General features: G+C 70.2%; 22 protein-coding genes and 3 pseudogenes. 8 read left to right on the top strand and 17 right to left on the bottom strand.

The features are described from left to right. On the bottom strand, positions 1–378 hold a 378-nt coding region (locus KV557_RS39145; RefSeq protein WP_374106725.1), incomplete at its 3' end, for a dihydrofolate reductase family protein. 197 nt (positions 379–575) lie between these two features. Continuing rightward, the gene (locus KV557_RS43745; RefSeq protein WP_256178622.1) at positions 576–704 is read right to left on the bottom strand and encodes a hypothetical protein; all 129 of its coding nucleotides are present in this window, start codon (positions 702–704) and stop codon (positions 576–578) included. A 38-nt stretch (positions 705–742) separates the two neighbouring features. On the opposite strand from KV557_RS43745, the gene KV557_RS39140 reads away from it, so the two are divergent. Then, positions 743–1,501 carry a hypothetical protein gene (locus KV557_RS39140; protein WP_218206630.1) on the top strand — a complete coding sequence of 253 codons (759 nt, stop codon included), beginning with the start codon at positions 743–745 and terminating at the stop codon, positions 1,499–1,501. A gap of 24 nt (positions 1,502–1,525) precedes the next feature. On the opposite strand, the pseudogene KV557_RS43740 reads toward KV557_RS39140, so the two are convergent. Continuing rightward, a pseudogene (locus KV557_RS43740) lies at positions 1,526–1,910 on the bottom strand (transketolase); the annotation flags it as partial. A gap of 224 nt (positions 1,911–2,134) precedes the next feature. On the opposite strand from KV557_RS43740, the gene KV557_RS43735 reads away from it, so the two are divergent. Then, on the top strand, positions 2,135–2,464 hold the full coding sequence (locus tag KV557_RS43735; RefSeq protein WP_256178621.1) for a hypothetical protein: 330 nt from the start codon (positions 2,135–2,137) through the stop codon (positions 2,462–2,464). A 240-nt stretch (positions 2,465–2,704) separates the two neighbouring features. Continuing rightward, positions 2,705–3,055, top strand: a complete 351-nt coding sequence (locus tag KV557_RS43730; RefSeq protein ID WP_256178620.1) for a hypothetical protein — start codon at positions 2,705–2,707, stop codon at positions 3,053–3,055. Between the two features lie 36 nt (positions 3,056–3,091). Here the strand turns inward: KV557_RS43730 and KV557_RS45075 are convergent. From KV557_RS45075 to KV557_RS39095, 9 genes and pseudogenes are all read right to left on the bottom strand, one after another. Then, positions 3,092–3,613, bottom strand: a pseudogene (locus tag KV557_RS45075) (alpha/beta hydrolase); the annotation flags it as partial. Positions 3,614–3,899: 286 nt separating this feature from the next. Continuing rightward, positions 3,900–4,559 (bottom strand): alpha/beta hydrolase, encoded by a 660-nt coding sequence (locus tag KV557_RS39130; protein ID WP_218206627.1) that lies wholly within the window; start codon positions 4,557–4,559, stop codon positions 3,900–3,902. A 192-nt stretch (positions 4,560–4,751) separates the two neighbouring features. Then, positions 4,752–5,324 carry a YceI family protein gene (locus tag KV557_RS39125; RefSeq protein WP_218206625.1) on the bottom strand — a complete coding sequence of 191 codons (573 nt, stop codon included), beginning with the start codon at positions 5,322–5,324 and terminating at the stop codon, positions 4,752–4,754. A 287-nt stretch (positions 5,325–5,611) separates the two neighbouring features. Then, entirely contained in the window at positions 5,612–6,364 is a 753-nt protein-coding gene (locus tag KV557_RS39120; RefSeq protein WP_218206623.1) for an SDR family NAD(P)-dependent oxidoreductase, read from the bottom strand. 182 nt (positions 6,365–6,546) lie between these two features. Further along, a pseudogene (locus KV557_RS39115) lies at positions 6,547–6,678 on the bottom strand (integrase core domain-containing protein); the annotation flags it as partial. Positions 6,679–7,051: 373 nt separating this feature from the next. Beyond that, positions 7,052–8,410: an IS4 family transposase gene (locus KV557_RS39110; protein ID WP_308130288.1), complete on the bottom strand. Its 1,359-nt coding sequence runs from the start codon at positions 8,408–8,410 to the stop codon at positions 7,052–7,054. A gap of 111 nt (positions 8,411–8,521) precedes the next feature. Then, positions 8,522–8,998 carry a zeta toxin family protein gene (locus tag KV557_RS43725; RefSeq protein ID WP_308130287.1) on the bottom strand — a complete coding sequence of 159 codons (477 nt, stop codon included), beginning with the start codon at positions 8,996–8,998 and terminating at the stop codon, positions 8,522–8,524. After that, positions 8,999–9,391: a hypothetical protein gene (locus KV557_RS39100; RefSeq protein ID WP_218206619.1), complete on the bottom strand. Its 393-nt coding sequence runs from the start codon at positions 9,389–9,391 to the stop codon at positions 8,999–9,001. Next, positions 9,388–9,678: a hypothetical protein gene (locus KV557_RS39095; protein WP_218206616.1), complete on the bottom strand. Its 291-nt coding sequence runs from the start codon at positions 9,676–9,678 to the stop codon at positions 9,388–9,390. The genes KV557_RS39100 and KV557_RS39095 overlap by 4 nt, the downstream gene beginning before the upstream one ends. A 212-nt stretch (positions 9,679–9,890) precedes the next feature. Between KV557_RS39095 and KV557_RS39090 the strand changes: the two genes are divergently transcribed. Continuing rightward, positions 9,891–10,319 carry a terpene synthase family protein gene (locus tag KV557_RS39090; RefSeq protein ID WP_218206614.1) on the top strand — a complete coding sequence of 143 codons (429 nt, stop codon included), beginning with the start codon at positions 9,891–9,893 and terminating at the stop codon, positions 10,317–10,319. A gap of 196 nt (positions 10,320–10,515) precedes the next feature. On the opposite strand, the gene KV557_RS39085 is transcribed toward KV557_RS39090, so the two are convergent. After that, positions 10,516–11,109 carry an isochorismatase family protein gene (locus KV557_RS39085; RefSeq protein WP_218206612.1) on the bottom strand — a complete coding sequence of 198 codons (594 nt, stop codon included), beginning with the start codon at positions 11,107–11,109 and terminating at the stop codon, positions 10,516–10,518. A gap of 559 nt (positions 11,110–11,668) precedes the next feature. On the opposite strand from KV557_RS39085, the gene KV557_RS39080 reads away from it, so the two are divergent. Then, the gene (locus KV557_RS39080; RefSeq protein ID WP_218206609.1) at positions 11,669–13,255 is read left to right on the top strand and encodes a Na+/H+ antiporter; all 1,587 of its coding nucleotides are present in this window, start codon (positions 11,669–11,671) and stop codon (positions 13,253–13,255) included. Between the two features lie 526 nt (positions 13,256–13,781). Beyond that, positions 13,782–14,156, top strand: coding sequence for a lytic transglycosylase domain-containing protein (locus KV557_RS39075; protein ID WP_256178618.1), 375 nt, complete (start codon positions 13,782–13,784; stop codon positions 14,154–14,156). 466 nt (positions 14,157–14,622) lie between these two features. On the opposite strand, the gene KV557_RS39070 is transcribed toward KV557_RS39075, so the two are convergent. From KV557_RS39070 to KV557_RS39055, 4 genes are read right to left on the bottom strand one after another with little or no spacing between them, the layout of a single operon-like run. After that, positions 14,623–15,858: a cytochrome P450 gene (locus KV557_RS39070; RefSeq protein ID WP_308130286.1), complete on the bottom strand. Its 1,236-nt coding sequence runs from the start codon at positions 15,856–15,858 to the stop codon at positions 14,623–14,625. 45 nt (positions 15,859–15,903) lie between these two features. Beyond that, positions 15,904–17,127: a cytochrome P450 gene (locus KV557_RS39065; protein WP_308130285.1), complete on the bottom strand. Its 1,224-nt coding sequence runs from the start codon at positions 17,125–17,127 to the stop codon at positions 15,904–15,906. A 25-nt stretch (positions 17,128–17,152) separates the two neighbouring features. Continuing rightward, positions 17,153–20,203 (bottom strand): amino acid adenylation domain-containing protein, encoded by a 3,051-nt coding sequence (locus KV557_RS39060; protein WP_218206604.1) that lies wholly within the window; start codon positions 20,201–20,203, stop codon positions 17,153–17,155. A 47-nt stretch (positions 20,204–20,250) separates the two neighbouring features. Then, positions 20,251–20,694 carry a pyridoxamine 5'-phosphate oxidase family protein gene (locus tag KV557_RS39055; protein WP_218206602.1) on the bottom strand — a complete coding sequence of 148 codons (444 nt, stop codon included), beginning with the start codon at positions 20,692–20,694 and terminating at the stop codon, positions 20,251–20,253. A gap of 385 nt (positions 20,695–21,079) precedes the next feature. Here KV557_RS39055 and KV557_RS39050 point away from each other — a divergent pair, with 385 nt between their 5' ends. Beyond that, entirely contained in the window at positions 21,080–22,045 is a 966-nt protein-coding gene (locus tag KV557_RS39050; protein WP_218206601.1) for an ATP-binding cassette domain-containing protein, read from the top strand. 2 nt (positions 22,046–22,047) lie between these two features. After that, positions 22,048–22,890 carry an ABC transporter permease gene (locus KV557_RS39045; protein ID WP_374106726.1) on the top strand — a complete coding sequence of 281 codons (843 nt, stop codon included), beginning with the start codon at positions 22,048–22,050 and terminating at the stop codon, positions 22,888–22,890. Positions 22,891–23,099 lie beyond the last annotated feature (209 nt).

Below are 23,099 nucleotides of genomic sequence, written 5' to 3'. Positions count from 1 at the left end.
GTGCTCGTGCCGGTCACGGATCTCGCGCACCGCGCCGGCCAGGTCCGGGCCGAGCCGTGTGGAGCCGGCCCACGAGAGGTCGGGCCTGCCGCGGGAGGCCACGTACTTCGGGACGCTGTTGAAGAGCGTGGCGAACCCGCTGTCCTCGCCGCCCTCCTGGTACGGCCAGTAGGCGGCGAAGATGTCATACGTCCGCCGGCCGAGCAGGAGGGCGTCCGTGCCCTCGTAGGCCGCGCCGACCTGCGCCCCGGCGACCTCGTCCAGCAGGGGCGCCTGCCAGCCGCCGAACGGGAACCCCGCCGGGTCCTCGTCGGGGCCGCCGGGCGACTGCCCGACGAGGTCGAGGGTTGCGAACAGCTCGATGTGGATGAGGCCCATGCCTTACTCCCGATTCCTCGAAGAGCACATGCCGACCGGTCTTGAAGCGCGCGGCACGGTGCCCTGCCTACGCCACCAGGCCGGGACGCCGCACCGGCACTTCCGCTCACGATAGATCACGGGCCGCGTCCCAACCGGGCGGCCGGCCTGCGTCCAGCGTCATCGCCAGGCCACCGGCGCGATCCACGGCTGTGGTGTCAGCCCCAGGCACCGGCGTGGTCGAGCAACCGCGCGACGGCGTCGGGCCGGCGGGCCTGGGATTCCTGCTCGGCCTTCTCGTCGCGGTCGTCGGTACGGCGCCGTGCGGGCGCTTCTCCCGATACCACTGCGATCGTGAAAGTAGATGCCTGACACACTGTGCGCCATGACTGAGCAGGAACATCACGCCTCGGCGCAGCTTTCCGAGGCACTGCACCGCAGGTTGGAGCGGATCGAGCAGCTCCTGGCGCCCGAGAAGCCGGAGCGCCCGGCGTGGCGCTCGATCACTCTCGGTGAGCAGCGCTGGGCGGTCTCGGCGGCGATCCTGGCCGCCGTGGGCCTGCAGCTGGCCCTGCCGACCCGTCTGACCATCCACCCGCACTGGATGCTGCCCACCCTGGAGCTGGCGCTGCTGGTGGCCCTGGTGGTCCTCAACCCGCACAAGCGCATCGACCAGACGTCGCGGCTGCTGCGCTTGCTGAGCCTGGCCCTGGTGGCGGTGATCAGCCTGGCCAACGGCTGGTCGGCGGTGAAGCTGGTGCGCGACCTGATCCACACCTCTGCCTCACCGGGCGCGCTGGCGCTGCTCGGCACCGGCGGCGCGGTCTGGGCGACCAACATCATCGCCTTCTCGCTCTGGTACTGGGAGTGGGACCGAGGCGGCCCGGCGGCCCGCGCCCAGGGGGTGAAGTCGTACCCGGACTTCCTCTTCCCCCAGATGCAGCAGGAGGGCATCGCGGAGCCGGGCTGGGAGCCCTCCTACCCGGACTACTTGTATGTGGCGTTCACCAATGCCTGCGCCTTCAGCCCAACGGACACCATGCCGCTGTCGGTCTGGGCGAAGCTGCTGATGATGACGCAGTCGGCGGTGTCGCTGATCACGGTGGTGCTGGTGGTGGCGAGGGCGGTCGGCATCCTGCAGTAGCAGCCACAGGTACTCGAGCCACCACAGGTACTCGGCGATCCGCCGGTGCAGTCCGGCGGCGTTGAGGCCGTAGGCAGCCAGGTGCTCGGGGATGGAGCCGTACTGGGTTCTCGCGCGGGATGCCCGGGGAGAGCGCGGTGCGGCAGGTCGCCGAGCGCCTTTTGGGCAGCGGTCGCGTCCCCGCCAGGTACGGTTCGGCCAGCACCACGTCGGCCCGCACGGTCGCGGCGTACAGCACGGTGACGTCCAGGCCCTCGGCGGCGAGCACCGCGTCCAGCATCAGGCCGACCGCCGGCACCACGCCCCGCCTTCCCCGGCGGACAGTCAGGAAGCGTCCGGGCTCGATCGGCCGGGCCTCGGCGTTCTGATGCACGGAGAGCCGGAGATGGACCGGCCTGTCGTCCTCGGCCCGTCTCTCTGGGGCTCGCCTCGAACACCCCCGCGCCGGTCGGATCTCGCGCGGGCGGGTGAACCAGCGGCTGGCCTCGTGCACCACACATGTTGTACCCGCTATCGCCGTCCCGACTGCTTCTGAGCTGCGTGAACTTGAACCGCACACTCGCGGCGTCCCAGGGAAACGCCAGCGACTTCGGCCGCAGCGGTGAAGACATTGAGCGGGGCCGGGCGGAGCGCATGGCTTGCTGGAGCTCGGTCACCCGGGTGCTGCTCACCCGCGACCAGGTGCTCGCGTACGGGCTGCCGCCGACGGCGGGGAAGAAGGACGATCCGCGCCGGCACACTGGTGCTGTTCGGCGGCGGTGCGGCCCGGAGGCCATCGCGTCATCCATCACCCGGGCGAGGCGGGGAAGCTCGCGCTCGTACCAGGTCAGCGCGGTGCCGCTGGTCGCTCTGGTCCTCGAAGCCGGCCGCAAGCGCACCCGCCCCGGGACCAAGCCGCTCATCCCCGAGCAGAAGAAGGAGAAGGCCAAGCTGGACCACTGGCGGCTCCTGCGTTGCATCTAGGCCGTGGAGGCCGCTTGGATCGTCATCCGGACGGCCATCACCCGACCGGCCAAGCTCGGTCAGCCTTTTGTTTGCTGGTCCAGGCCGTGCTTGCTGCGACCGCTCACGGCCCGGAGAGCAGGGGCCGGGCGAGGGGCGCGCGGTGCCAGTCGGCGGCTGGCACCGCGCTGGCGATCCGTCAGTAGACCATCCGTACAGTCCAAGGCTGACGATCAGCTGTATTCCAAACTTTGGGATTCCTTGAGCAGTATCTCCATGAAGCGGCGCGGCGCGTTCCTGTTCGCGGCCGCCGCCCTTGTCACCGTCGGCGCCATGGGCGGCACCGCCCACGCAGTGCCCAACTCCGGCTCTCTTTGGGCCGGTTACGGCAAGAGCAACACGTACGCCAGCGTCAAGTGCGTGCAGCAGATCTCCAACTCGCTGCACTACCAGACCGGTTACCACACGGTCGACGTGGACGGCTCGTTCGGCCCCGACACCGGTAGGAGTGCGGACCGCAGAGGCCCCGGTGTCGAACACCGGGGCCACGGGCATGGGCCAGCAGCTCTGGGCGGCGCTCAGGATCAGCCGCGCGATGTCCGCCAGGTGTGAAACCAGCGACAGATGCCCGGCGTCCACCTCGGTGGTGTGCGCGTGCATCCGGCCGGCCATGAAGCGCTCGAGGCCGGGGTCGATGGTGCGGTCCTTCTGCGAGACGGCGTACCAGCTCGGCTTGTGCTGCCACGCGGCCGCGCTCGTCGTCGGCGGAGCGGTCGAGAGCGCCCCCTGGACTGCGTAGAGCCCGAGCGCCTCCGGTTCGGGCACGCCGTTGGCGAAGTCGTGCAGGAATGCCTGCCGGTTCAGCCACTGGAACCCGCCGGACCTAATGATCCCGTGGGTGACCGGCGGAGACGGGAACCGGGCTGCGAGGGCGGCGAAGTCCTCACTGGCCTCCGGAGCCCGCGCGGCGACGTAGACCAGCCCGGCGACGTTCGGCGCGAGTCCCGCCTGGGAGGTCACCGTTCCGCCGTAGGAGTGGGCGACCAGCAGGGTCGGGCCGTCCTGGCGTGCCAGCGCGCGATTGGTCGCCGCGACGTCGTCCTGCAGCGAGGTGAGCGGGTTCTGCACGGCGATGGCCTCCAGGCCGGCCGCCTGGAGCAGCGGGATCACCTTCGACCAGGAGGAGCCGTCCGCGTAGGCACCGTGGACGAGCGCCACATGGCGTACCGCGGAACGCCTGCCCGGCGCGGCCTGCGCCAAGGGGCCGGCAGCCAGCGAGGCTGCGGCCGCACCGGCACTGAGCAGAGAGAACTGGCGACGTGTGATCACTGGCCCTCCCGTGATGGGCGTGGGACAAATCAGGATAGATCCCACCGTGGCGGGCGAGTCGCGTTCGTCCTACCACGGGGCGGCCTCTGTCGGGGGCCAGGCGGCCGCGGCCCGCCCGTGCGGCCGGTCAGCCCACCTCGACCTGGTGGGTGATGAAGGCAGCCAGGTCGTCGATCTCCTGGCCGGCGACATGGTGTCCCAGCCGGGGATAGACATGGACATCCGCATCTGTGTGCTTCGTCATCCAGGTTGCGGTGCGCACGATCGCATCGTCCGGTATGACCGCGTCAAGGGCGCCGCGGCCCCAGAAGACAGGCGGCTTGGTGATGGCGAGCACCCGATCGCCCGGCTGACTGTCGTTCACCACGAATCCGGCCAGCTGAACGGCGTAAGAAAAACGCGAGGGAGCGTGCCGCAGCAACTGCAGCGCCAGTCCGCCTCCTTGCGAGAATCCGATGAGCCCCACGGACGAGAAGGTGGGCTGAGCGTCCAGCCATTCGAGTACGGCACCAGTCATAGCGTTGGCCACAGTCGGCCGGGGGTTGCCGATGGGGTTGCCCCTGCTCGGGAACCAGGCATATCCGCCCGCCTCGGGGATGGGAGCGCGCAGTGACGCGACCACCAGCTCACGCGGCATGCGCGGGGTGAGCTGGAAGAGGTGGGTCTCGTCGTAACTCCAGCCGTGCATCATCACCAGCAGGGGCTTGCCGTTCCGGTCGGCCTCGGGGACCGACCAGAGCACGGCGTCTGCATCGATCAAAGGACTGGTCCCGCTGGCGACACTCACGATTGGCTCCTGTGGGAACTACTGGCGAACCTCCAGTCGGCCGAGTCAGCGGCGGGCTCGCGCGGCCCGCGGAGTTGGGGCCACCTCTGGCGCGACCCGGTGCCGCGTTCGAAGACGATCCCCTGCACTGACCCCGGTCGGCCCGTGCCGCCAGGTCGGGCCACGCGCTACCGGGCCGGCCTGTGGCGGTCGTCAGCCCGCCGTTGCAGGGGGCTCGAGGACTGCCTCGACATCGACCGTGACGTCGACCATGTCGCCCACGACGACACCACCTCGGTCGACCACGTCGTTCCAACTCACGCCGAAGTCGTGGCGGTTGATGCGTGATCTGGCGACGAATCCGGCCCGGCGCCGTGGACCGAGATCCCGGCCGTCCTCCCACCACGGAGTGTCCCACTGTCCCAGATACGTCACATCGAATGTCACGGAGCGTGTCGCTCCGCGAATGGTGAGGTCGCCCGTCACCTCGAAGTCGTTCGCGCTCACCTGGCGGATGCGAGACCCGGTGAACGTCCACGTCGGATAGTGCTCGACATCGAAGAAGTCGGCGCTGCGCAGGTGGGTGTCGCGGTCGGGCTGCCCGGTGTACACCTGTTTCGCGTCGATCGTCGCCTCGACCCGGGCCTTCTCCGGGGCGTCCGGGTCGACCACCAGGAAGCCGTGTACGTTCTTGAACTGTCCGCGTACGTAGGTGACCATCATGTGTCTGACGCTGAACTCCGCCGCAGTGTGACCTGACTCGAAGAACCATTTCGCCGTAGCCATGGCAGCTCCTCGGTATGCCTGCTCCTCCGAACACGATAGGACGGCCGTGCACCGTCGGCTCGCCCGGTGCCGGCCCGGCAGCGGACCACGCCGGCCGAACCACGTCGGCAACTCCGGGCCGGCCTGAGCACCCGTCAGCCGCAGGCGCCGCCGCGGCCCTGCGGCGGATGTTGTCGCTACGGCGGTCCACCGGCCAGCCGTACGGCGGCAGCCTGAGCCTTCACGCCGCCTGAGCGCACGCGTCCCGCCCGGCCGCCCGCAGACGGGCGGGGAGCAGGCGGACGGGGTCAGCGGACGGACGCTCCGCCGTCGACGGTGAGCAGGGCGCCGTTGACGTAGGAGGCCGCGTCGGACACGAGGAAGGCCACGGCCTCGGCGACCTCGCTGGGCAGGCCGACCCGGCCGGCGGGGGTCATGGCGAGGAACTCGCTGCGGTCCTCATCGCCGAGCGAGGCCTGCACGCCTTCGGTCTCGATCACGCCCGGGAGGACGGCGTTGACCCGTACGCCGGCCGGGCCGTACTCGGCCGCCCAGATCCGGGTGAGCTGGTTGACTGCGGACTTGCTCGAACCGTAGGCGGTGGCCCCGATCACGGCCTTGTCGGCCGCGAGGGAGCTCACGTTGACGATCGCGCCGCCGCCCTTGTCGACCATGGCGGGGACCAGCTCGGCGGCCAGGAAGAAGGGTGCCTTGACGTTCACGTCAAAGACCTGGTCGAAGACCTCCTCGGTGGTGTCGGTGGTGCCGGCGAACGGATAGATGCCCGCGTTGTTGACCAGGATGTCGATCCCCCCGGTCAGCTGCCTCGCCTCGCGGGCCAGTCGGCGGGCGGCGGCTGCACTGCCCAGGTCGGCCCGGACGAAGTCGGCCTTCCCGCCTGCCGCACGGATCTCCCGCACGGCCTGCTCCCCACGGGCGGCATCGCGGCCGGAGACGACCACATGTGCGCCCCGCTTGGCCAGAACCTGCGCGATCGCCCGGCCGATGCCACTGGTCGCGCCGGTGACCAGGGCGGTCGAGCCATTCAGCGACGGAGCCATGAGAACTCCTCGAAAGCCAGTTTGAATCACCTTTGCAGACCTACAACCACAGGCTTGGAAAGCTCATTCCAGTCCGAGTGAGAAGCCGTTGTCTTATCGGACGTGATGGACGTGTTTCTGCCGGTCGTGTGTCACGAACGCTGAAGGAGGGGGGCTTCCCCCGGGAACGTGGACACTGGGTGCTATGCGGCGATGCCCAGCGTAACTGATCTCTGCTCGTATGCGATCGGGGTCATGTGGTCGAGGCCGGGGTGTCTCCTCCGGGTGTTGTAGCGGTTGATCCATCGGAACAGGGCGAGCCGGGCCGCGCGGGCCCCCGGTCATGGCCTGGTGAAGCGCACGATGGCCGACCGGGCCCGCGCCGCGGCCGCCGTCCAGGAACCACCAGATCACTCCCTCGAGCTGATCCCGCAGTCTCTCGGGGTGCGGGCCGTACTCGCCGATCGGCAAGTACGGCTCGATGAACTTCCACTGGCTGACGGTGAGTTGCCTACGCGTCACACACAGCGTCCTACCGGATTCCGCTTTCGGGTGGGCACGGAACCGCAATATTGATCACGACATCACACAGGCCCTAATAGTCGGGGTGGAAGAGACGAAGTCGGCACAGGTCAGCTGGCGCCCCGTCAACGGGGGAGCCGAACTCACCTTGATCGTGGACACCCCTCGTGGTCAACGCCGTTGCGTTTAGCGTCGTGGGTGGGTTGCAAGTCCGTGCTCGAAGAACGTGATGTCGGCGCGGAAGGTGTATGCCTGTGCGGTTGCGGGGTGCCGTCCGGCGTTCGGGCCGTACTTGCTGGTGGGGTTCTTCCGGGTGCGGGCCTTGATTCGGGGACGGCGGCGGGCGGGCAGGAGTGCGTCCAGGGCGGCCCTGCCGATCGCGCCGATCAGGTCGGCCGGACCGGTGGACAGGATGTTGCCGGCGGTGGTGACCTGGTCGGCGGCGGTCTGGGGCAGGACGGTGAAGCTGATCCGGTCCATGTCCAGACCGGGCCGGGTGCCGGCCGCGTCCCGGGCCGCTCGGATGAGTGCCTGGTAGACGGTGAGCAAGGCGTATACCTCCTGGTCCAGGCCCTGGAGGCTGCGCGAGCGCAGGACACGGCCGTCCAGCATCGTGGCCTTGATCGAGAAATAGGTCGTCTCCGCCTGCCACCGCTCGTGGTGGAGCCGGACCAACTCGTCGGCAGGGTGACGGGCGGGGTCGAGCAGGCTGGTGAGCAGGCGCCATTGCTCGCGGTGGATCGTGCCGTCGGCCAGGGTGACGGTGATCCGTGCCTCGATGACCCGCACCTCGATCAGGACGGGCAGGACGCCGTAGCCGATCCGGGCCAGGTAGGAGCCGTCGGACAGGTGCCCGGCGGGGGTGGGAACCCGGCGGGCGGAGGAGCGCACCAGGAACTGTGCGCCGCCGGCCCGGATGTCGCGCAGGAACTCGGCGGCGTCGAAGGCGGCATCGGCCAGCAGCAGCATCGATCGGTCCAGAGAGGTCAACAGACTGCGCGCGTAAACGAGTTCACCATCACTCTCGGAGCCGAAGGCGGCCGACAGGACGGCGCGGGTGCCGCACTCCACCAGGACCAGGAGCCTCAGCAGCGGGTATCCGAACCCCATGGTCTCGCCCACGCGTTTGGGGTAGTACCAGGTGACCTGCGCGTCGTCGGGGACGTGCAGGAGCGTGCCGTCCAGGGCCACGGTGCGCAGGCCCCGGTAGAACGCGCCGACCTGGCCCCGGCGTGCGACGGGTCCGGCCAGCGTCTCGAACAGGCGCCGCAGCGGCGCGGCTCCTATCCTCCGACGCGCCCTGGACAACGAGGACACAGCCGGACGCGTCAGGGCCAGACCCTCCAGACCGGCCACCAGCTTGCCCCACACTCCCTGGTAGGAGTGGTCCTCGAACAGGGCCAACGCCAGGACGAAGTACACCACCACCCGGAACGGCAGCAGTCGCAGGCGACGCTCGCGCGTCCCGGTCTCGTCCAGCACCGCGTCCACCAGCGCGAAGTCAACGATCTGGGTCAACTCGCCCAGGTGTCCGGGCGCGTACACACCCCCGGCTGCCTCGATCGTCCGAGTGATGACAGACTTCTCCCACAACGGGACCTCCGGTGATCTTCCTTGCTCGACACAAGTTGATCTACCAGGGGTCCCGTCGTGTCGTCACATCACCTTGACGAACGTCCCGTCAATCAAACGCAACGGCGTTGCCCTCGTGGTCCGTTCATGCGCCGAATACCTGATGCCCTGCCGCTGCCGGCCGATGTCGAGCAGGGTTCCGGGGCCGAGATAGCCACGCACGCGGCCGCCGCTACTTGGGGGCTGCCGGACTTCGTCTTCGTGCCCGCCCTCGCCCAGAAGGGCTCCGGCAGGCGCGAGCTCGGCGACCGGCTCCTGCTCGCAGGCCAACGCGCAGCCGTGGTCCACCCGCACCGCTTGGCCCCGTCGCGCGAGTGCCGCGTGCACCAGATCCACGACGAGCGTCTTGCCGCTGCCGGCCTGCCCGGCCACGAACACCACCACCGGCCGCTCCTGTGCCACAGCCCCGTGCAGCACGGCGGGCAGGATCTCCTCAGCGAGGATGCGCGCGCCCTCGCCCGGGTGGAGCTCGTCCCCTAACACTCCCGTCGGCGCCACCACCTACGGCTCCAGACGGGGGTCGTCGATGTCCACGGTGGCGATCCCGGGCGGATACAGCTCCGGACGGGCCGTCAGGATCAGGTGCTGCAGCGGACGCACCGGGGTGGGTAGACTCGTGGCGATGGCATGGGCCAGATCCGGGCCTCCGTAGCCGTCGCGGACCATGGTCGCCACCACCACGGCGGTACTCGCATCCAGGGGCTCGAACTCCAGCGCGGGCAGCGCCATGACCGCGTGCGCGGCACCCTCGTCCTTCACCTCGGCCTCGACCACGCACAGCACCGGAACCAGCAGATGCTGGAACGGGCTCTGCAGAGCGGAGTCCACGATCCGATGCAGGCGCGGGTGACCGGCGGCCAGCGCGGACAGGGCGCTGGAATCCAGAATGATCACGCGCTGCGCCGGGGGGCGACCTTGGCGCGCGCGTCGGCCGCGGCGATGTCATAGACCCGCTGCAGCAGGTTCGGGCCCTCGTCCAGCTCCGTGTCGGAGAGGGTCATCCCGAAGTGCTCCCGCAGCAGCCGACGGCCCTCGGCAACGCGCTCCGCGATCTGCTCCGCGGTGGGCTGCGCCTCCACCAGCAGGGCCACCTGGGCGCCGATCGTGGTACCGCGGGCCGCCGCGAGAGCGGCCAGCCGGTCACGCGTATCAGGGGAAACCTTGATCGTCGCATCAGCCATACCGCGATCGTACACCGCTGGTACACCACTGGTGTACCGATCTGTCCGGCCTTGGAAAAGCCAGGCTCGCACCGACGGCAAGCTGACCGGCCGCAGGGTGGGACACTTCACCCCTCGTGTTCGGCCGCGGGTGCTCGCCCGGGTGGTCAGGTGCGTGCGCGGACCAGGTCGCGGGCGCGTTCTTTCAGCAGCCGGGCCGCCGCGGTGCCCCGGTGGGGGCGGATCAGGCGCAGCATCTCCTGGACGCGGTCGTCGAAGTCGCCTGCCGCACCGAAATCCCCCCGGACCTCGCCGCCACCGACAGCTGGACCGAACTGTGCGCGGCCTCCAGCGACATCACCGCTTGGTGCAACGACCTGTACTCCCTCGCCCGCGAAAGAGCCAACGCCGAACCCACCAACTACGTCACCGTCCTGCGCCACGCCCTGACCTGCACCGAGCACGCCGCCATCGAGCAGGTCAGGACGCACATCACCCGCCGATTGCAAGACCTCGACAATGCCGGGCACGCCTTCCTCGCCGAAGCGCACCGGCGGGAGCCCGGCGCACACTTGGAGTACCTTCACCGAGTCGTTCGGATCATCTGCGACATGCCCGGCACCCATCTGGGCTGGATGCTCGCCTCCGGCCGCTACCAGTAGCACGCCGTCAGGCGGTGACGGCCGCCCCTCGGCGATCCGCTACACCGCCGGCTGGCCGCCCGCACCGGCGCGGCAGGCTCGCCGATCCGTGGCAGGAGGTCCGGCAGCAGCACGCCCGCGACTACCCGGACCGCAAGGCTTGGCCCGGCGCCCGGGTGTCCGATCAGGCGAGAGAACGGAGTCGTCGTGGTGGAGCTCAGGTGAGGACGATGGGGTGGCCGGTGAGGTGGACGCCGGCCTGGCGTAGTTCGTGGAGGGCCGCGGTGGTGGTGTCGGTGGCGACGCCCGCGGTGTAGTCGAGCAGGACGCGGACGGTGAAACCGGCTCGTGCGCCGTCGAGGGCGGTGGCCTTGACGCAGTGGTCGGTGGCGATGCCGACGACGTCGACATGGGTGATGTCCCGGGCGCGCAGCCAGTCGGCGAGCGGGGTGTCGGTTGCGGTGGAGCCTTCGAAGCCGCTCTTGGAAGCGGAGTGCGCGCCTTTGTAGAAGACCTCGTCAACGGCCTCGGACGCGGCGGTGGGGGCGAAGTGCGGGTGGAACTCGCTGCCGTCGCTGCCGACGACGCAGTGCACGGGGAAGGAGTTGCGGAAGTCCGGGTGGTCGGAGAAGTGGGCGCCGGGGTCGATGTGGTGGTCGCGGGTGGCGACGATGTGCTTGTACGTGGTGCCGGCGGTGCGCCGGGCGAGGTCGGCGATGGCGCGGGCCCGGTCGGCTCCGCCTTTGACCGGGACGCTGCCGCCCTCGCAGAAGTCCTTTTGCACGTCGACGACGATCAGTGCGCGGCTCATGGCATAACCCTTCCCGGTGGACACTCGTGTCCCTGATCCGTGCCCCGTCAGTGACGGGATGGCCGCGTTCCGGACGCATGGTTCACCCGGCCGCCGTCCTGGCCGCCGTTGACGGGTCGTTGGCCGCGGTCGGGCCGTGGCCGGCCTCCTGGCTGCGTCCCGCCCAGTCCCGGACCGCCCATCCCCGGACCCTCCGGGCCCCGTTCCGGCCAGGTGCGGACGGTCTCGCCCGTTCTGATGCCCGTCTACGACGGCCTGGGCGGTGCCGGAGGCCGACCGCGGGCCTGGCGGTGGGTGGCGGTCCAGGTGTGCCGGCAAAAGCCCAGGTCGGACCAGGTGGCGAGAAGGCATCAAGGTGGAACTCGCCACCCACCACCCACCCCTTGACACCCCTCTCCTTCCCCTCCCTGTCCTTTGCCTGTGGTGGTTGTTGGGCTGGTGGGTGGGCGGCGGTTCGGGTTGGCGTGCCTGCGGCGGGCTGGCGTCCGTAATCCGGTTTATGTTGATAGAGCACCTGGTCAGAGGGGGGTAACAAGCCGTAACCCACCGGGGACGCTGCATGACCGGCCTGACCGTCATCCTGCTGCTCGTGGTCCTGGCCACGGCTGTGGCGACCGGTGCCCGGCGCTGGAGCTTGCCTGCCCCCTCGCTCCTCGTCATTGCCGGTCTGGTCGTCGGGCTCATGCCCTGGGTTCCCGAGGTCCGCCTGCCGCCTCACGTGATCAACGTGCTGGTGCTGCCGCCACTGCTCTACGCCTCGGCCGGGGAAATCTCCGTCCGCGACCTGCGCAGCGTGTGGCGGCCTGTGACCGGCCTGGTCTTCGGTCTGGTCCTGGCCTCGGCCGTCGCCGTCGGGTACGTCGCCCGAGCGATCACCCCGCTCACCACCGCGACCGCGCTCATCCTTGGCGCTGTCCTGGCCAGCACCGACCCCGTGGCCGTTACCGCACTCGGCCGGCGCCTGTCCCTCCCACCGCGCGTGCAGGCCATGGTGCAGGCGGAAAGCCTGTTCAACGACGCCACGTCGCTGGTTCTGTACAAGGTCGCCGTGGCGACCGCGGTTTCCAGCAGCGCCATCACCGTGTCCGGGACCGTCGAGCAGTTCCTGATCCTCGCGGGCGGAGGAGCCCTCATCGGCGCGGCGGTCGCCGCAGTGGTGACCCTCATCCGCAGACGGACCGAGGACCCCGTGCTGGAGACCGTCATCGCATTGGTCACTCCGTACGCCTCGTACGTCATCGCGGAGGACTCGCACGCCTCCGGCGTGACCGCCGTCATCGTGTCCGGGGTGGTCCTCGGCAGCACCGGCCACAAGCTCAGCAACGCCCCCGTCCGTCTCCAGATCCACGCCGTCTACGACACCGTGACTTTCCTGCTGGAGAGCGTCGTCTTCGCCCTCATCGGTCTCGAGCTCCCCTCCGCCGTCCGTCACCTCGCGCACGACGAGCACGGCTGGCCGCTGTGGGTGCCGGTGATCGCCTTCACCGTGCTGGCGATCCGCCTGTTGTGGATCTTCCCGCTGTCCGCCCTGATCCAGTACCGGCACAAGGAGGGCGACAGTCGCCTCTCCTGGCGCGTTCCGGCCGTCCTGTCCTGGGCGGGCACCCGAGGCGTCATGCCGCTGGCTGCCGCGCTCTCCATCCCCCTGGTCACCCACACAGGGGCGCCGCTGCCGCACCGGGCGCTCATCCTCACGCTCACCACCGGGACCATCGCGCTCACCGTCGTTTTCCAGGGCTTCACCCTTGCTCCTGTCGTCCGCCGCTCGGGCATCGCTCTGGAGCCGGAGCACACCGCCCGCGAGGAGGCCCGGACCCGCCGACACATTGCCAACACCGCTCTCGACGAGCTCAAACAGCTCGGCGATCTGGATGAGCTCGCCGAACTGGGCACCGCCGCTGAGACTGCCTTGAAACAGGCCCGTCGCCATCTGGAAGCGCGCATCCACCAAGCGGAAGACGCCCACTACAGCGACCCGGACGCCCGTCCCGCCGACGCCTACCGCGAGATACGCCGGACACTCATCGGCATTGAGGCCGCCGAGCTCCAGCGCCTCTACGAAGCAAACATGATCAGCAACGCCACCCGGCGCCGGATCCAGCGCGAACTCGACCTCGAGGAAGCCAGCCTCCGTGCCCGTGACTGACGGGCCGGCCACCCCCAGCACGCCGCCGCGTTGGCTGGGTGTGGTGGCGGTCTCAATGGCGGCTGGCTGGTGTTGACTCAGCGTGGTGGCGGTGGGCCCGGTCGGTGATGGTGCCGGGGTTCGGGTGGTGAGTGCGCTCACACGCGAATGCGGTGCACGACGACGGATAGTAGTGTCCGTTTTGCACCACTTTGCGACTATTTGGGGATAGCTGAACGGTGTTTGCGCAGGCCGGGAGGGGTCGGCGGGGGTCGGCGCGCTCCGGGCGGCCCGCTTCTCGGGCCGGTGCCGGTGCCTTCGGCTACGACGGTGGGTCGTGGCGAGGGGGTCTTGGCGGGGGCCGATCCGGTCTGGCACCTTGGCATTCGTCGTCAGTCACACCGGCTCCTGTCCCCGCCGGTTGCGGCTAACCGCCGAGTCACACCCCGCGACCGTTCGGCCCCTGTCCGGCCATGGTCGAGGCGGGGTGTGGCACCGGCTCAACCTGATTGAGGTCTTGCTCTTCATGCCCGCTTTCAAGCTCCGTATGCGTACCTCTGCCGCGATTCTTGTCGGTGCCGCCGGTGTGACCGCCCTGGGTGCCGCGGTGGTCCCGGCGACCGCCTCGGCTGCGGACGCCTCCCCGCAGGCCATCGCCGCCCAGATGGTGCCGGCGGACCAGCTGGCCTCGTTCAGCGAGATCATCTCCCACGAGTCGGGCTGGAGTGTGACGGCGACCAACCCGAGCTCGGGTTCGTACGGTCTGGGTCAGGCGCTTCCGGCCTCCAAGATGGCCTCGGCCGGTGCGGACTGGAAGACCAGCGCGTCCACCCAGATCAAGTGGGCGCTGGACTACATGAACTCCCGCTACGGCAGCCCGAACGCCGCCTGGGCGTTCTGGCAGACCCACCACTGGTACTAAGCCGGCCAATCGGCTCTCCCCCCGCCTCGGGGTCGGACAGGGGCCACCGGGGTGACCCACGAGGGCCCGTCCCGCGCAATCGCGCGGGACGGGCCCTCGTGCCGTTTCCCGGCCGTCCGGACAACGCGGCACCAGCCCGCGTCCACGACCCGGGGCCGGTGGCGACCGCCAGCGCGGGCGGCGGGTGACGTGTGTAGGGGAGCACCATCCGGCCGTTGACAGGCGGGCCGGTCCGCGGGCGGCCCCACCGGTTGCCGCCGCCGGGTGGACCGTCCGTCGCCGGATCGGGTGTCCGAGGGCGCGTCGTCCCACTCGTCCAGCAGGAGGGGCAGTGCCTGGTCGTACGGTTCGTACCGCAGCCGTACCGGCCCGAACTCGGTGCCGGTCATGATGATCGCGAAGCTGTCGCCGCGGGTGGAGTGTTCGGCTGAGAGGACGGAGCAGATGTTGATGCTGCTTTCCGGGGCTATGCGGCAGCGGTGGTGGCGCGCCAGCTGACGGGGAGGGTGAGCGGTGACTTGCTCGGGGATTCGTCGTCCCAGGTGGGGCGGTGGCCATCGGGCACGTGCAGGTCGGGGAAGTGGTCGAAGAGCGCCTCGAGGCCCACGGTCAGCTGGGCCCGTGCCAGGTGTGCGCCGATGCAGTTGTGCGCTCCGCGGCCGAAGGTGAGGTGAGGGTTGTCCGCTCGGCACAGGTCGAGTCGGTCGGGATCGGCGAACACACGCTCGTCGCGGTTGGCCGAGGCAAGGACCGGCAGCACGGCGTCGCCCGCGTGGATCCTCCGGTCGTGCAATTCGATGTCCTCGACGGCCTGGAGGACCACGACACCGTTCATGACCGGTAGGTAGCGCAGGAGTTCCTCCACCGCGACGGGCAGGAGGTCGCGGTCGTCGCGCAGCCGGGCGTACTGGCCGGGCGCGGCCAGCAGGGCCACCACGGCGTCGGCCAGGAACATGGTGCTCGTCCGGTAGCCGGCGACCAGCATGGAGAGCCCGAAGGCCACCACGCTCTCCCCGTCCAGGGGGCCGCGCCCCCACGCGTGGACCAGCTCGGTGAGGATGTCGTCCGCGGGCTTGCGGCGCTTGCGGTCGAGTAGCGCCGAGATGTACTCGCGCAGCTGGGAGGTGACCTGGCGGCCCTCGTCCAGGGTGACGAGCGCCCCCAGCGTGGCGTCCGCCCTGGGCAGGAAGTACCCGCGGTCCTCGTAGGGGATGCCCACCAGGTCGCACATGGCCAGGAGCGGAAAGGGCTCCAGGAAGCCGCCGACCAGGTCACCGGGCTGCCCACCGGCCACGAACTCGTCCAGCAGCCGGTCGGCCGACCGGCGCAGGCGCGGCAGTCGGCGGCGGATGGCACGGACGCTGAACGGCTCGGCCAGGGCGCGGCGCAGGGCCGCATGCTGGGGGCCGTCCAGTTCCATCATCGTGATCAGACCTGGTTCGTCGTCGGCGGCCTGGTCGGGCCGGGGCGGCCAGTCGTTGATGGTCGGCCTGATCAGCAGGGGGTCCGCGATCAGGTCCCGGACGTCCTCATACCGGGTGGCGTACCAGGCGGTGGCGCCGAACGGCAGCCGGACCCGCGTCAGCGGGCACTCCCGGCGCAGCCACCCGTACTGCGTGGGCGGCCCCATGGTGCCCGGCGGCGGGAGGGGCATGTCGATGACGGGCGTGTCATGGACGGGTTCCGGCGGTGGGCTGCTCACTGGCGTGCTCCCTGGATGCGTGTGAGGTGGCCGGGTGTGGAGGCCTCACCAGCCGACCGGGAGGGTCAGCGGTGACTTGGTCACGGATTCGTCGTCCCAGGTGGGTTCCTGTCCTTCGGCCAGGTGCAGTCGTGGGAAGCGGTCGAGCAGCGCCTCCAGCCCCACGGTCAGTTCGGCGCGTGCCAGGTGGGCGCCGAGGCAGTTGTGGGTCCCCCGGCCGAAGGCGAGATGGCCGCTTCCGGTCCGGCTCGGGTCGAGCCGGTCGGCGTCGGCGAAGATCCGCTCGTCGCGGTTGGCGGAGGCCGGCACGGGGATGACGGCGTCGCCCTTGTGGATCGTCTGCCCGTGCAGCTCGATGTCCTCGGTCGCCAGGAGGATCACGGTGCCGTTCATCACCGGCATGTAGCGCAGGAACTCCTCCACCGCGCCGGGCATCATCGTCCGGTTGTCGCGCAGGAGTGCCCACAGGTCCGGCCGGCCCAGCAGGATGTGCACCGTATCGGCCAGGAAGAAGCTGCTGATGCCGAAGCCGACAGTGAGCATGGACAGCCCAAAGGCCATCACATCGTCATGGCTCAGCACTCCGTCGTCGCACCGGCGGACCAGCAAGGTCAGGACGTCGTCGCCTGGCCGGTTGCGCTTCCGGGTGATCAGTCCGGCCACGTACTCGCGCAGCAGGTCGGTGACCCGGCGCCCCTCCTGCGAGGTCACCATCGCGCCGAGGGCCTCCTCCAGGACCGGAAGAAACCGGTCCCGGTCCTCGAAGGGGATACCCACCAGATCGCACAGCACGAGCAGGGGGAAGGGGTCCGTCAAGCCGGCGACCAGATCGCCGGGCCGGCCGTCCTCCTGGAACGCCTGCAGCAGCTGCTCGGCGAGCCGGCGGATGCGCGGCAGCCGGTGCCGTACGGCCCGGGCGCTGAACGGCTCGGCCAGGACCCGGCGCAGGGCCGCGTGCCGGGGGCCGTCGAGTTCGGCGATCGTGACCAGGCGCGGCCCGTCGTCCGTGGGCTGCCCGGGGCGGGACGGCCAGTCGTTGATGGTCGGTCTGATCAGCCGGGAGTCCGCGAACAGCTTCCGGACGTCCTCGTACCGCGTGGCGTACCAGGCGGTCGCGTCCATCGGCATCCTGACCCTGGCCAGCGGGCAGCCCGCGCGCAGCCGCGCGGCCTCCTCGGGCGGCCCCATGGTGCCCGGCGGCGGGAGCGGGAAGTCCAGGACATCCGCCTCGGGGCCGGGTCCCCGCGCGCCGGGTGGCTGTGCGGTCACGCTCGCTCTCCTTCGGGTGCTCTGGCTACGGGCGTTCGATGTAGCCGCTGGCGTAGAAGTACTCCAGGTAACGGTCCAACAGCTCCGCGTCGACAGGAGGGCAGTCCAGGCCCGCGGTGGCCAGGTCACGCTCGACATTGGCCCGTCCCACGGTCGGGAAGGTGCCCTCGAAGTACATCTCCTTGACGGACATGTCGGCCTGCTTGCAGCGGTCCACGCACAGCGAGACGAAGGGGGCTGTGGGGCTCGTGGGGTGCTGCGCGACATGGCGAACGAGTTCGCCCACCCACTCGTCGTAGGGGAGCCGGCGAATCCGATGGCCGTGGGCATCCATCCGGTCGAGCATGTCGCGCAGGCTCGCCGCACGGGGGTTGGTCAGGTGGTAGGTCCGGCGGGTGGCGCGGTGCGCCGTGGCGACGTGCACCACCGCGTCGGTGAGGTAGTCCACCGGGACGAAGTCCAGCGGCAGCGGGATGTCGGGGGCCAGCCCGGTCTCGCTGATCGTTTTGAACAGCGAGCAGATCGCGGTATCGGTGTTGCAGGCGCCGGTGTGCCGGTCGCCGGTGATCTCGTACGGCCGGTAGATCGCCACCGGCAGGCCCTGGTCCGCGGCGCTGCGCAGCACCTCTTCGGCGACCCACTTGCTCTCTGCGTAGCCCATGGTGAGCCCGTCGGCGTGGTCGAGCGGCAGGTCCTCGTCGACGTGTCGTACGCCGGCGGTTCCGAAGCCGGCCAGCACCGCGATGGTGGAGAGGAAGTGCACCGGCACCCCACGCCCGGCCGCCAGCCGGATGAGCTCCCTGGTGCCCTCCACGTTGGTGCGGCGCAGCGCGTCGTACGGATAGAGGAAGTTGACCTGCGCGGCCGAGTGGATCATCAGATCCAGGGTGTCGGCGAGCTCGTCGGCGTGGCCCGGTTCGAGGCCGAGACCGGGCTCGGCGAGGTCGGCGGGGAAGCACACGATGCGGTGGGTCGCTTCGGTGGCGGCGAGGCCGAAGCGGGCCAGGTTTCGCGTCACCTTCTGCCGGGCGTGGGCGCGGTTTCGGCCTCGCACCGGGCAGTGCACCCGGGCGTCGGTACGACGCAGCAGCGCAGTCAGCAGGAAGGCGCCGACGAAGCCGGAAGCGCCGGTGAGCAGTACCTCCCCAGGGTGCCGCCAGTCCGGCTCCGGCCCGCGCCGCGGTGGCAGGGTGAAGCCCAGCCGCGCTTCGGCGCGGAAGTCCACCGGGCCTGTGTCGGCGAGCGCCTCGCCGTGCCGGTCCTTGAGGGTGGCGACGGCGCCGGTGAAGTCCTCCAGCGCGGGGGAGCGCAGCAGACTGTGGACCAGGGTGCGGCCGTGCCGGGCGTCGAGGTCGAAGGCGGCCAGCGTACGGGTGACGACCTCGGCTGCCAGCAGCGAGTCGCCGCCGATGTCGAAGAAGCTGTCGTCCGGTGCCGGGTGCACACCCAGCACCACCTGCCAGATTCGCGCCAGGGTGTCCTGCGGACCGGTCCCGAGGCCCTCCACCGTCACCGGGGTGGCGGCCGTTTCGGTCGCCGCCTGCGCGCGTAACCGGCGTCGGTCGACCTTGCCGCCCGCGGTCACCGGGAACCGCGCGACCTCCACCAGCCGCGAGGGCACTGCGGCTGCGGGTAGCCACGTCGCGAGGCTGCCGCGGATGCGGTCCAGCGACAGCGCCTGACCGGGGCGGGCCGGTGTCACGTATCCGATCAAGGTGTCGCCGTCCCGTTCGACGACGGCCTCGCCCACCGCGTCGTACGCCCGCAGCCGCGCCTCTATCTCGTCGAGCTCGATGCGGTGCCCGCGCAGTTTGATCTGCCGGTCCGCCCGGGCCCGGTACTCCAGTACGCCGTCCGGGCGACAGACCACCCGGTCACCGGTGCGGTACAGACGCGTCCCGGGCTCGACGAAGTTGTCGACGAAGCGCTCGGCGGTCAGCTCGGGATCGCCGAGGTACCCCAGGGCGAGTCCGTCTCCGCCGACGAGGAGTTCACCTTCCTCGCCGGCGTCCGCGAGGGTGCCGTCCGCGCGCAGCACGTGACACGTGGAGTTCTCCAGCGGGCGGCCGATCGGCACGGCCGTCACCTCGGGAGGCAGATCGTGCACCAGGTGTGCGGTGGAGACCACACTGTTCTCTGTCGGACCGTAGAAGTTGACCACGTTGGTGTTCGGACAGGCCGCCAGGATCGCGCGGGCCAGCTCCGCGTCCATCACCTCACCCCCGGCCGAGGCGAACCGCAGGGACTGCAGCGCCGACGGCCTGGTGCGTGCGACGTGGTGGAACACCCCGGTGGTCAGATAGGCGATGCTGACCCGCTCGGAGAGCAACAGTGACTCCAGAGCGGCCGGTGACAGCAACTCATCCTGGTCGGCGATCACGATGCAGGCGTTGGCGAGCAGTGCGGGCCAGATCTCGATCGCGGAGGCATCCGAGGAGATGCCGTAGGCGTGCAGCACCCGCTCACCGGGCCGCGGACGCTGCCGAACCAGGTCGGAGGCGGCCAACCGGACGACTCCGCGGTGCGGAATCGCCACGGGTTTGGGACGGCCGGTCGAGCCGGAGGTGAACATCACATAGGCGCAGTCCGTGGGAAGTACCTGGACCCGCGGTACCGCGACCGGCGCCGTCGGCGCCAGGCCACCCAGGTCGATGCGGGCACGCACGCGCCGGATGCGGCGAACACCGCCGGGCAGCGTGACGACGGTGTGCACCCCCGCGTCCTCGGCCATCGCCTGCAGACGCGCGGGCGGCGAGGCGTCGTCGAGCGGAACGTACGCCGCGCCGGTCTTGAGGACGCCCAGGAAGGCGACCAGTGCTTCCGGTGACCGCGCCCCGCACACTCCGACCTTGTCACCGTGCCGCACACCGGAATCGTGCAGCCGGGCGGCCAGCGCGTCGGAGCGGATCTTGAGCTCGCCGTAGCTGATGCTGCGACCGTGCTGTACGCAGGCGGTGGCCTGCGGGCGGTCGGCCGCCCGGGCGTCGAACAGTTCGTGGAGACAGCGATCGCGCGGATACCGGACCGTCTCGACCTCGGCCGCCGCCACCTGATGCGTCGTTGCCTGAGGGTCCATCGGAACATCTCGTCTCTGCTGCGCATGAAGTACGTGGCGCGGGAGAACTACTGCTCGAACTCCCTGGCGAAGGCGGCGAAGTCGACGCTCCGCCATCGCCAGGGCCGCATCCGGATGAGGATGTCGTCGGCCAGTTGCCGGTGATTGGCCGCCAGGTACGCGGTCGCCGTGTCCGCGTCCAGGTACCGGCGGGCCAGCTCCTCGCGCTCGGTCGGTGGCAGTGGATCCTCGACGGCCACCACCGGCCCTTCCACGCTGACATAGCGGTAGGGCGCGGACTCGTCCTGCGCGCAGAGGCTGAACCGGCCCGCGCTGCGGATGAGCCGGGCCTTCAGCGTCTCCCGCCCGGTCTGGATCGTCACCAGCCCACCGGGCCGGTAGGAGTACCAGAGCGGGACCAGCAACGGCCCACCGCCATCACGAGGGTCGTCCACCCCGAGGATCCCCACGTGCAGGCCGGCGAGGAACTCCTCCCGGTCTTCGACCGACATCCTGAGATCCACTGGTACCGCCTCGATTCGGCAGCGAGCGCATACGGTGTTGAGTGTGGTGCGCAGGGTGAGTCGATGGGTGACCACCGGCCGGCGCGCGACCGCCGCGGGTGCGTGCGAGTTTTCGCTCGCCCCCGGCCGGTGCACATGGCCTGCAGGCAGCCGACGGCTCAGCCGGGGCGGGGGCCGGGTCGGGCCAGGCCCTCTTCCAGGTTTTCACCACACCCGGGCGAGTCGCATGCGGGGCGACCGTGCACCTGGGACGGCCCGAGGTACGCGTGGGCCACCGGGCCGTTCCCCTCGCTGGAAAACACAATTGAGAAGCCCGTTGTCAGCATTGGCCGTCGTACTCGCTCGGTAGCTCACCGCCAGAAGGAAGAGGCACATGAGGGCAGGCATCCGAGCCGAGGGCCTGGTGAAGACCTTCGGCGACGTACGGGCCCTGGACGGGGTCGATCTCTACGTGCCGGAGGGTACGGTGCTGGGCCTGCTCGGCCCCAACGGCGCCGGCAAGACCACCACGGTGCGGGTGCTCACCACCCTGGTGCGGCCCGACGCGGGCAGCGCCCACGTCGCGGGGGCGGACGTGCTCAAGGACCCCAGCCGGGTCCGCAGCCTGATCGGACTCTGCGGCCAGTACGCGGCGGTTGACGAGTACCTCACCGGCCGGGAGAACCTCCGGATGGTCGGCGAGCTCTACCAGATGCGGACCAGGGCCGCCAAGGCGCGCGCCCGGGAGTTGCTGGAGTGGTTCGACCTCGCCGAGGCGGCCGACCGGCTGGCCAAGACCTACTCCGGCGGTATGCGCCGCCGGCTCGACCTGGCGGCCGCACTGGTGGTGCGGCCTCCGGTGATGTTCCTCGACGAACCCACCACCGGTCTGGACCCACGCAACCGGCTGGCGCTGTGGAAAGTCATCGAGACGCTGGTGACGGAGGGCACCACCCTGCTGCTCACCACCCAGCACCTTGAGGAGGCCGACCGGCTGGCGCACGACATCGCCGTGGTCGACCACGGCCGGGTGATCGCACGCGGCTCCGCCGACGACCTCAAAGCCATGATCGGCGGCGAGCGGGTGGAAGTGGTGGTCCACGAGCACGAGCTGATCGGCGCGGCCATGGCGGCGCTCACCCCGTACGGCGAGGGCCGGCTCAGCGTTGAGCAGCACACCCGGCGGATCACCGTGCCGGTGAGCGGGGGCGCCCTGGTGCTCGCCGACGTCATCCGTGAGCTGGACGGGCGGGACATCGTCATCGACGACATCGGCCTGCGCAGGCCCACCCTCGACGACGTCTTCCTCTCCCTCACCGGCCACGCGGCCGAGGAGAACGACCCGGGAAAGGACGCATGACCATGGCGGTCGTCACCACCGACGTGGGGGGAGACAAGATGCCGCGGCCGCGCGGCGGCGTCGTCCAGATGGCGCGCGACTCCTGGGTGGTCGCCCGGCGGAACCTGCGCCGGATGACCCGCATGCCGGAGATCGTGGTCTTCGGGCTGTTGCAGCCGGTGATGTTCGTGCTGCTCTTCTCGTACGTGCTGGGCGGCGCGATCAAGGTACCGGGTGGCGGCTACCGGGAGTTCCTGATGGCGGGGATCTTCGCCCAGACGGTCACCTTCGCAGTGGCCGGGGCCTCCGCCGGCATCGCGGAGGACATGACCAAGGGGCTGGTGGACCGCTTCCGCGCGCTGCCCATGGCGCGCCCAGCGGTGCTCACCGGGCGGACTCTGGCCGACGCGGTGCAGAGCGCCTTCGTCCTGCTGGTGCTGGCGATCGTGGCGCTGCTGGCGGGCTGGAGGGTGCACCACGGGGTGCTTGAGGCGCTGGGTGGCTTCCTGCTGCTGCTCCTGCTGGGCTACGCCTTCTCCTGGATCGGGGCGCTGATCGGCCTGTCGGTGCGCAGCCCGGAAGCGGCCACTTCGGCGGGCCTGATCTGGCTCTTCCCGCTCACCTTTCTCTCCAACGCGTTCGTGCCGGTGAACACCATGCCGGGCCGGCTGCAGGCGATCGCCTACTGGAACCCGTTCAGCGCCACCGTCCAGGCATGCAGGGACCTGTTCGGCAACCCGGGGGTCGACGGCGCGCACGCCTGGCCGATGCGGCATCCGGTCGCGGCGTCCGCGCTCTGGTCGCTACTGATCCTGGGGCTGTTCTCCTGGCTGTCGGTGCGCAAGTACCGCAACGCGGTCGGCTGAGGGGGAGTGCGAGCTCGTGCCGCGGTACGAGGGCCCCGCCGGGACGGTGTCAACTGCTGGGCTTGTGTGACGTGAATGACAACAACGCCGTTGCGTTTGGGTCTTGAGCTGCACGTCAAGCCCTGCTGAATGACGCAACGGGACGTCCTGATAGATCAACTTGTGCTGAGCAAGACGATCACCGGGAGTCCCGTTGCAGGAGAAGTCTG

Origin of the sequence: Kitasatospora aureofaciens (assembly GCF_019192735.1) — a bacterium.
Classification (GTDB): Bacteria; Actinomycetota; Actinomycetes; order Streptomycetales; family Streptomycetaceae; genus Kitasatospora; species Kitasatospora aureofaciens_A.
The sequence above is the reverse complement of the archived record's forward strand: the minus strand, read 5'-3'. Positions and strand labels throughout refer to the sequence as shown.

What these genes read in the sequence shown, in the direction of transcription:
- KV557_RS39140 (WP_218206630.1), top strand. Translation starts at nt 743, where the DNA reads ATGACTGAGCAGGAACATCACGCCTCGGCGCAGCTTTCCGAGGCACTG.
- KV557_RS43735 (WP_256178621.1), top strand. Translation starts at nt 2,135, where the DNA reads ATGGCTTGCTGGAGCTCGGTCACCCGGGTGCTGCTCACCCGCGACCAG.
- KV557_RS39125 (WP_218206625.1), bottom strand. Translation starts at nt 5,324, where the DNA reads ATGGCTACGGCGAAATGGTTCTTCGAGTCAGGTCACACTGCGGCGGAG.
- KV557_RS39120 (WP_218206623.1), bottom strand. Translation starts at nt 6,364, where the DNA reads ATGGCTCCGTCGCTGAATGGCTCGACCGCCCTGGTCACCGGCGCGACC.
- KV557_RS39095 (WP_218206616.1), bottom strand. Translation starts at nt 9,678, where the DNA reads ATGGCTGATGCGACGATCAAGGTTTCCCCTGATACGCGTGACCGGCTG.
- KV557_RS39085 (WP_218206612.1), bottom strand. Translation starts at nt 11,109, where the DNA reads ATGAGCCGCGCACTGATCGTCGTCGACGTGCAAAAGGACTTCTGCGAG.
- KV557_RS39080 (WP_218206609.1), top strand. Translation starts at nt 11,669, where the DNA reads ATGACCGGCCTGACCGTCATCCTGCTGCTCGTGGTCCTGGCCACGGCT.
- KV557_RS39075 (WP_256178618.1), top strand. Translation starts at nt 13,782, where the DNA reads ATGCGTACCTCTGCCGCGATTCTTGTCGGTGCCGCCGGTGTGACCGCC.
- KV557_RS39060 (WP_218206604.1), bottom strand. Translation starts at nt 20,203, where the DNA reads ATGGACCCTCAGGCAACGACGCATCAGGTGGCGGCGGCCGAGGTCGAG.
- KV557_RS39055 (WP_218206602.1), bottom strand. Translation starts at nt 20,694, where the DNA reads ATGTCGGTCGAAGACCGGGAGGAGTTCCTCGCCGGCCTGCACGTGGGG.
- KV557_RS39050 (WP_218206601.1), top strand. Translation starts at nt 21,080, where the DNA reads ATGAGGGCAGGCATCCGAGCCGAGGGCCTGGTGAAGACCTTCGGCGAC.
- KV557_RS39045 (WP_374106726.1), top strand. Translation starts at nt 22,048, where the DNA reads ATGGCGGTCGTCACCACCGACGTGGGGGGAGACAAGATGCCGCGGCCG.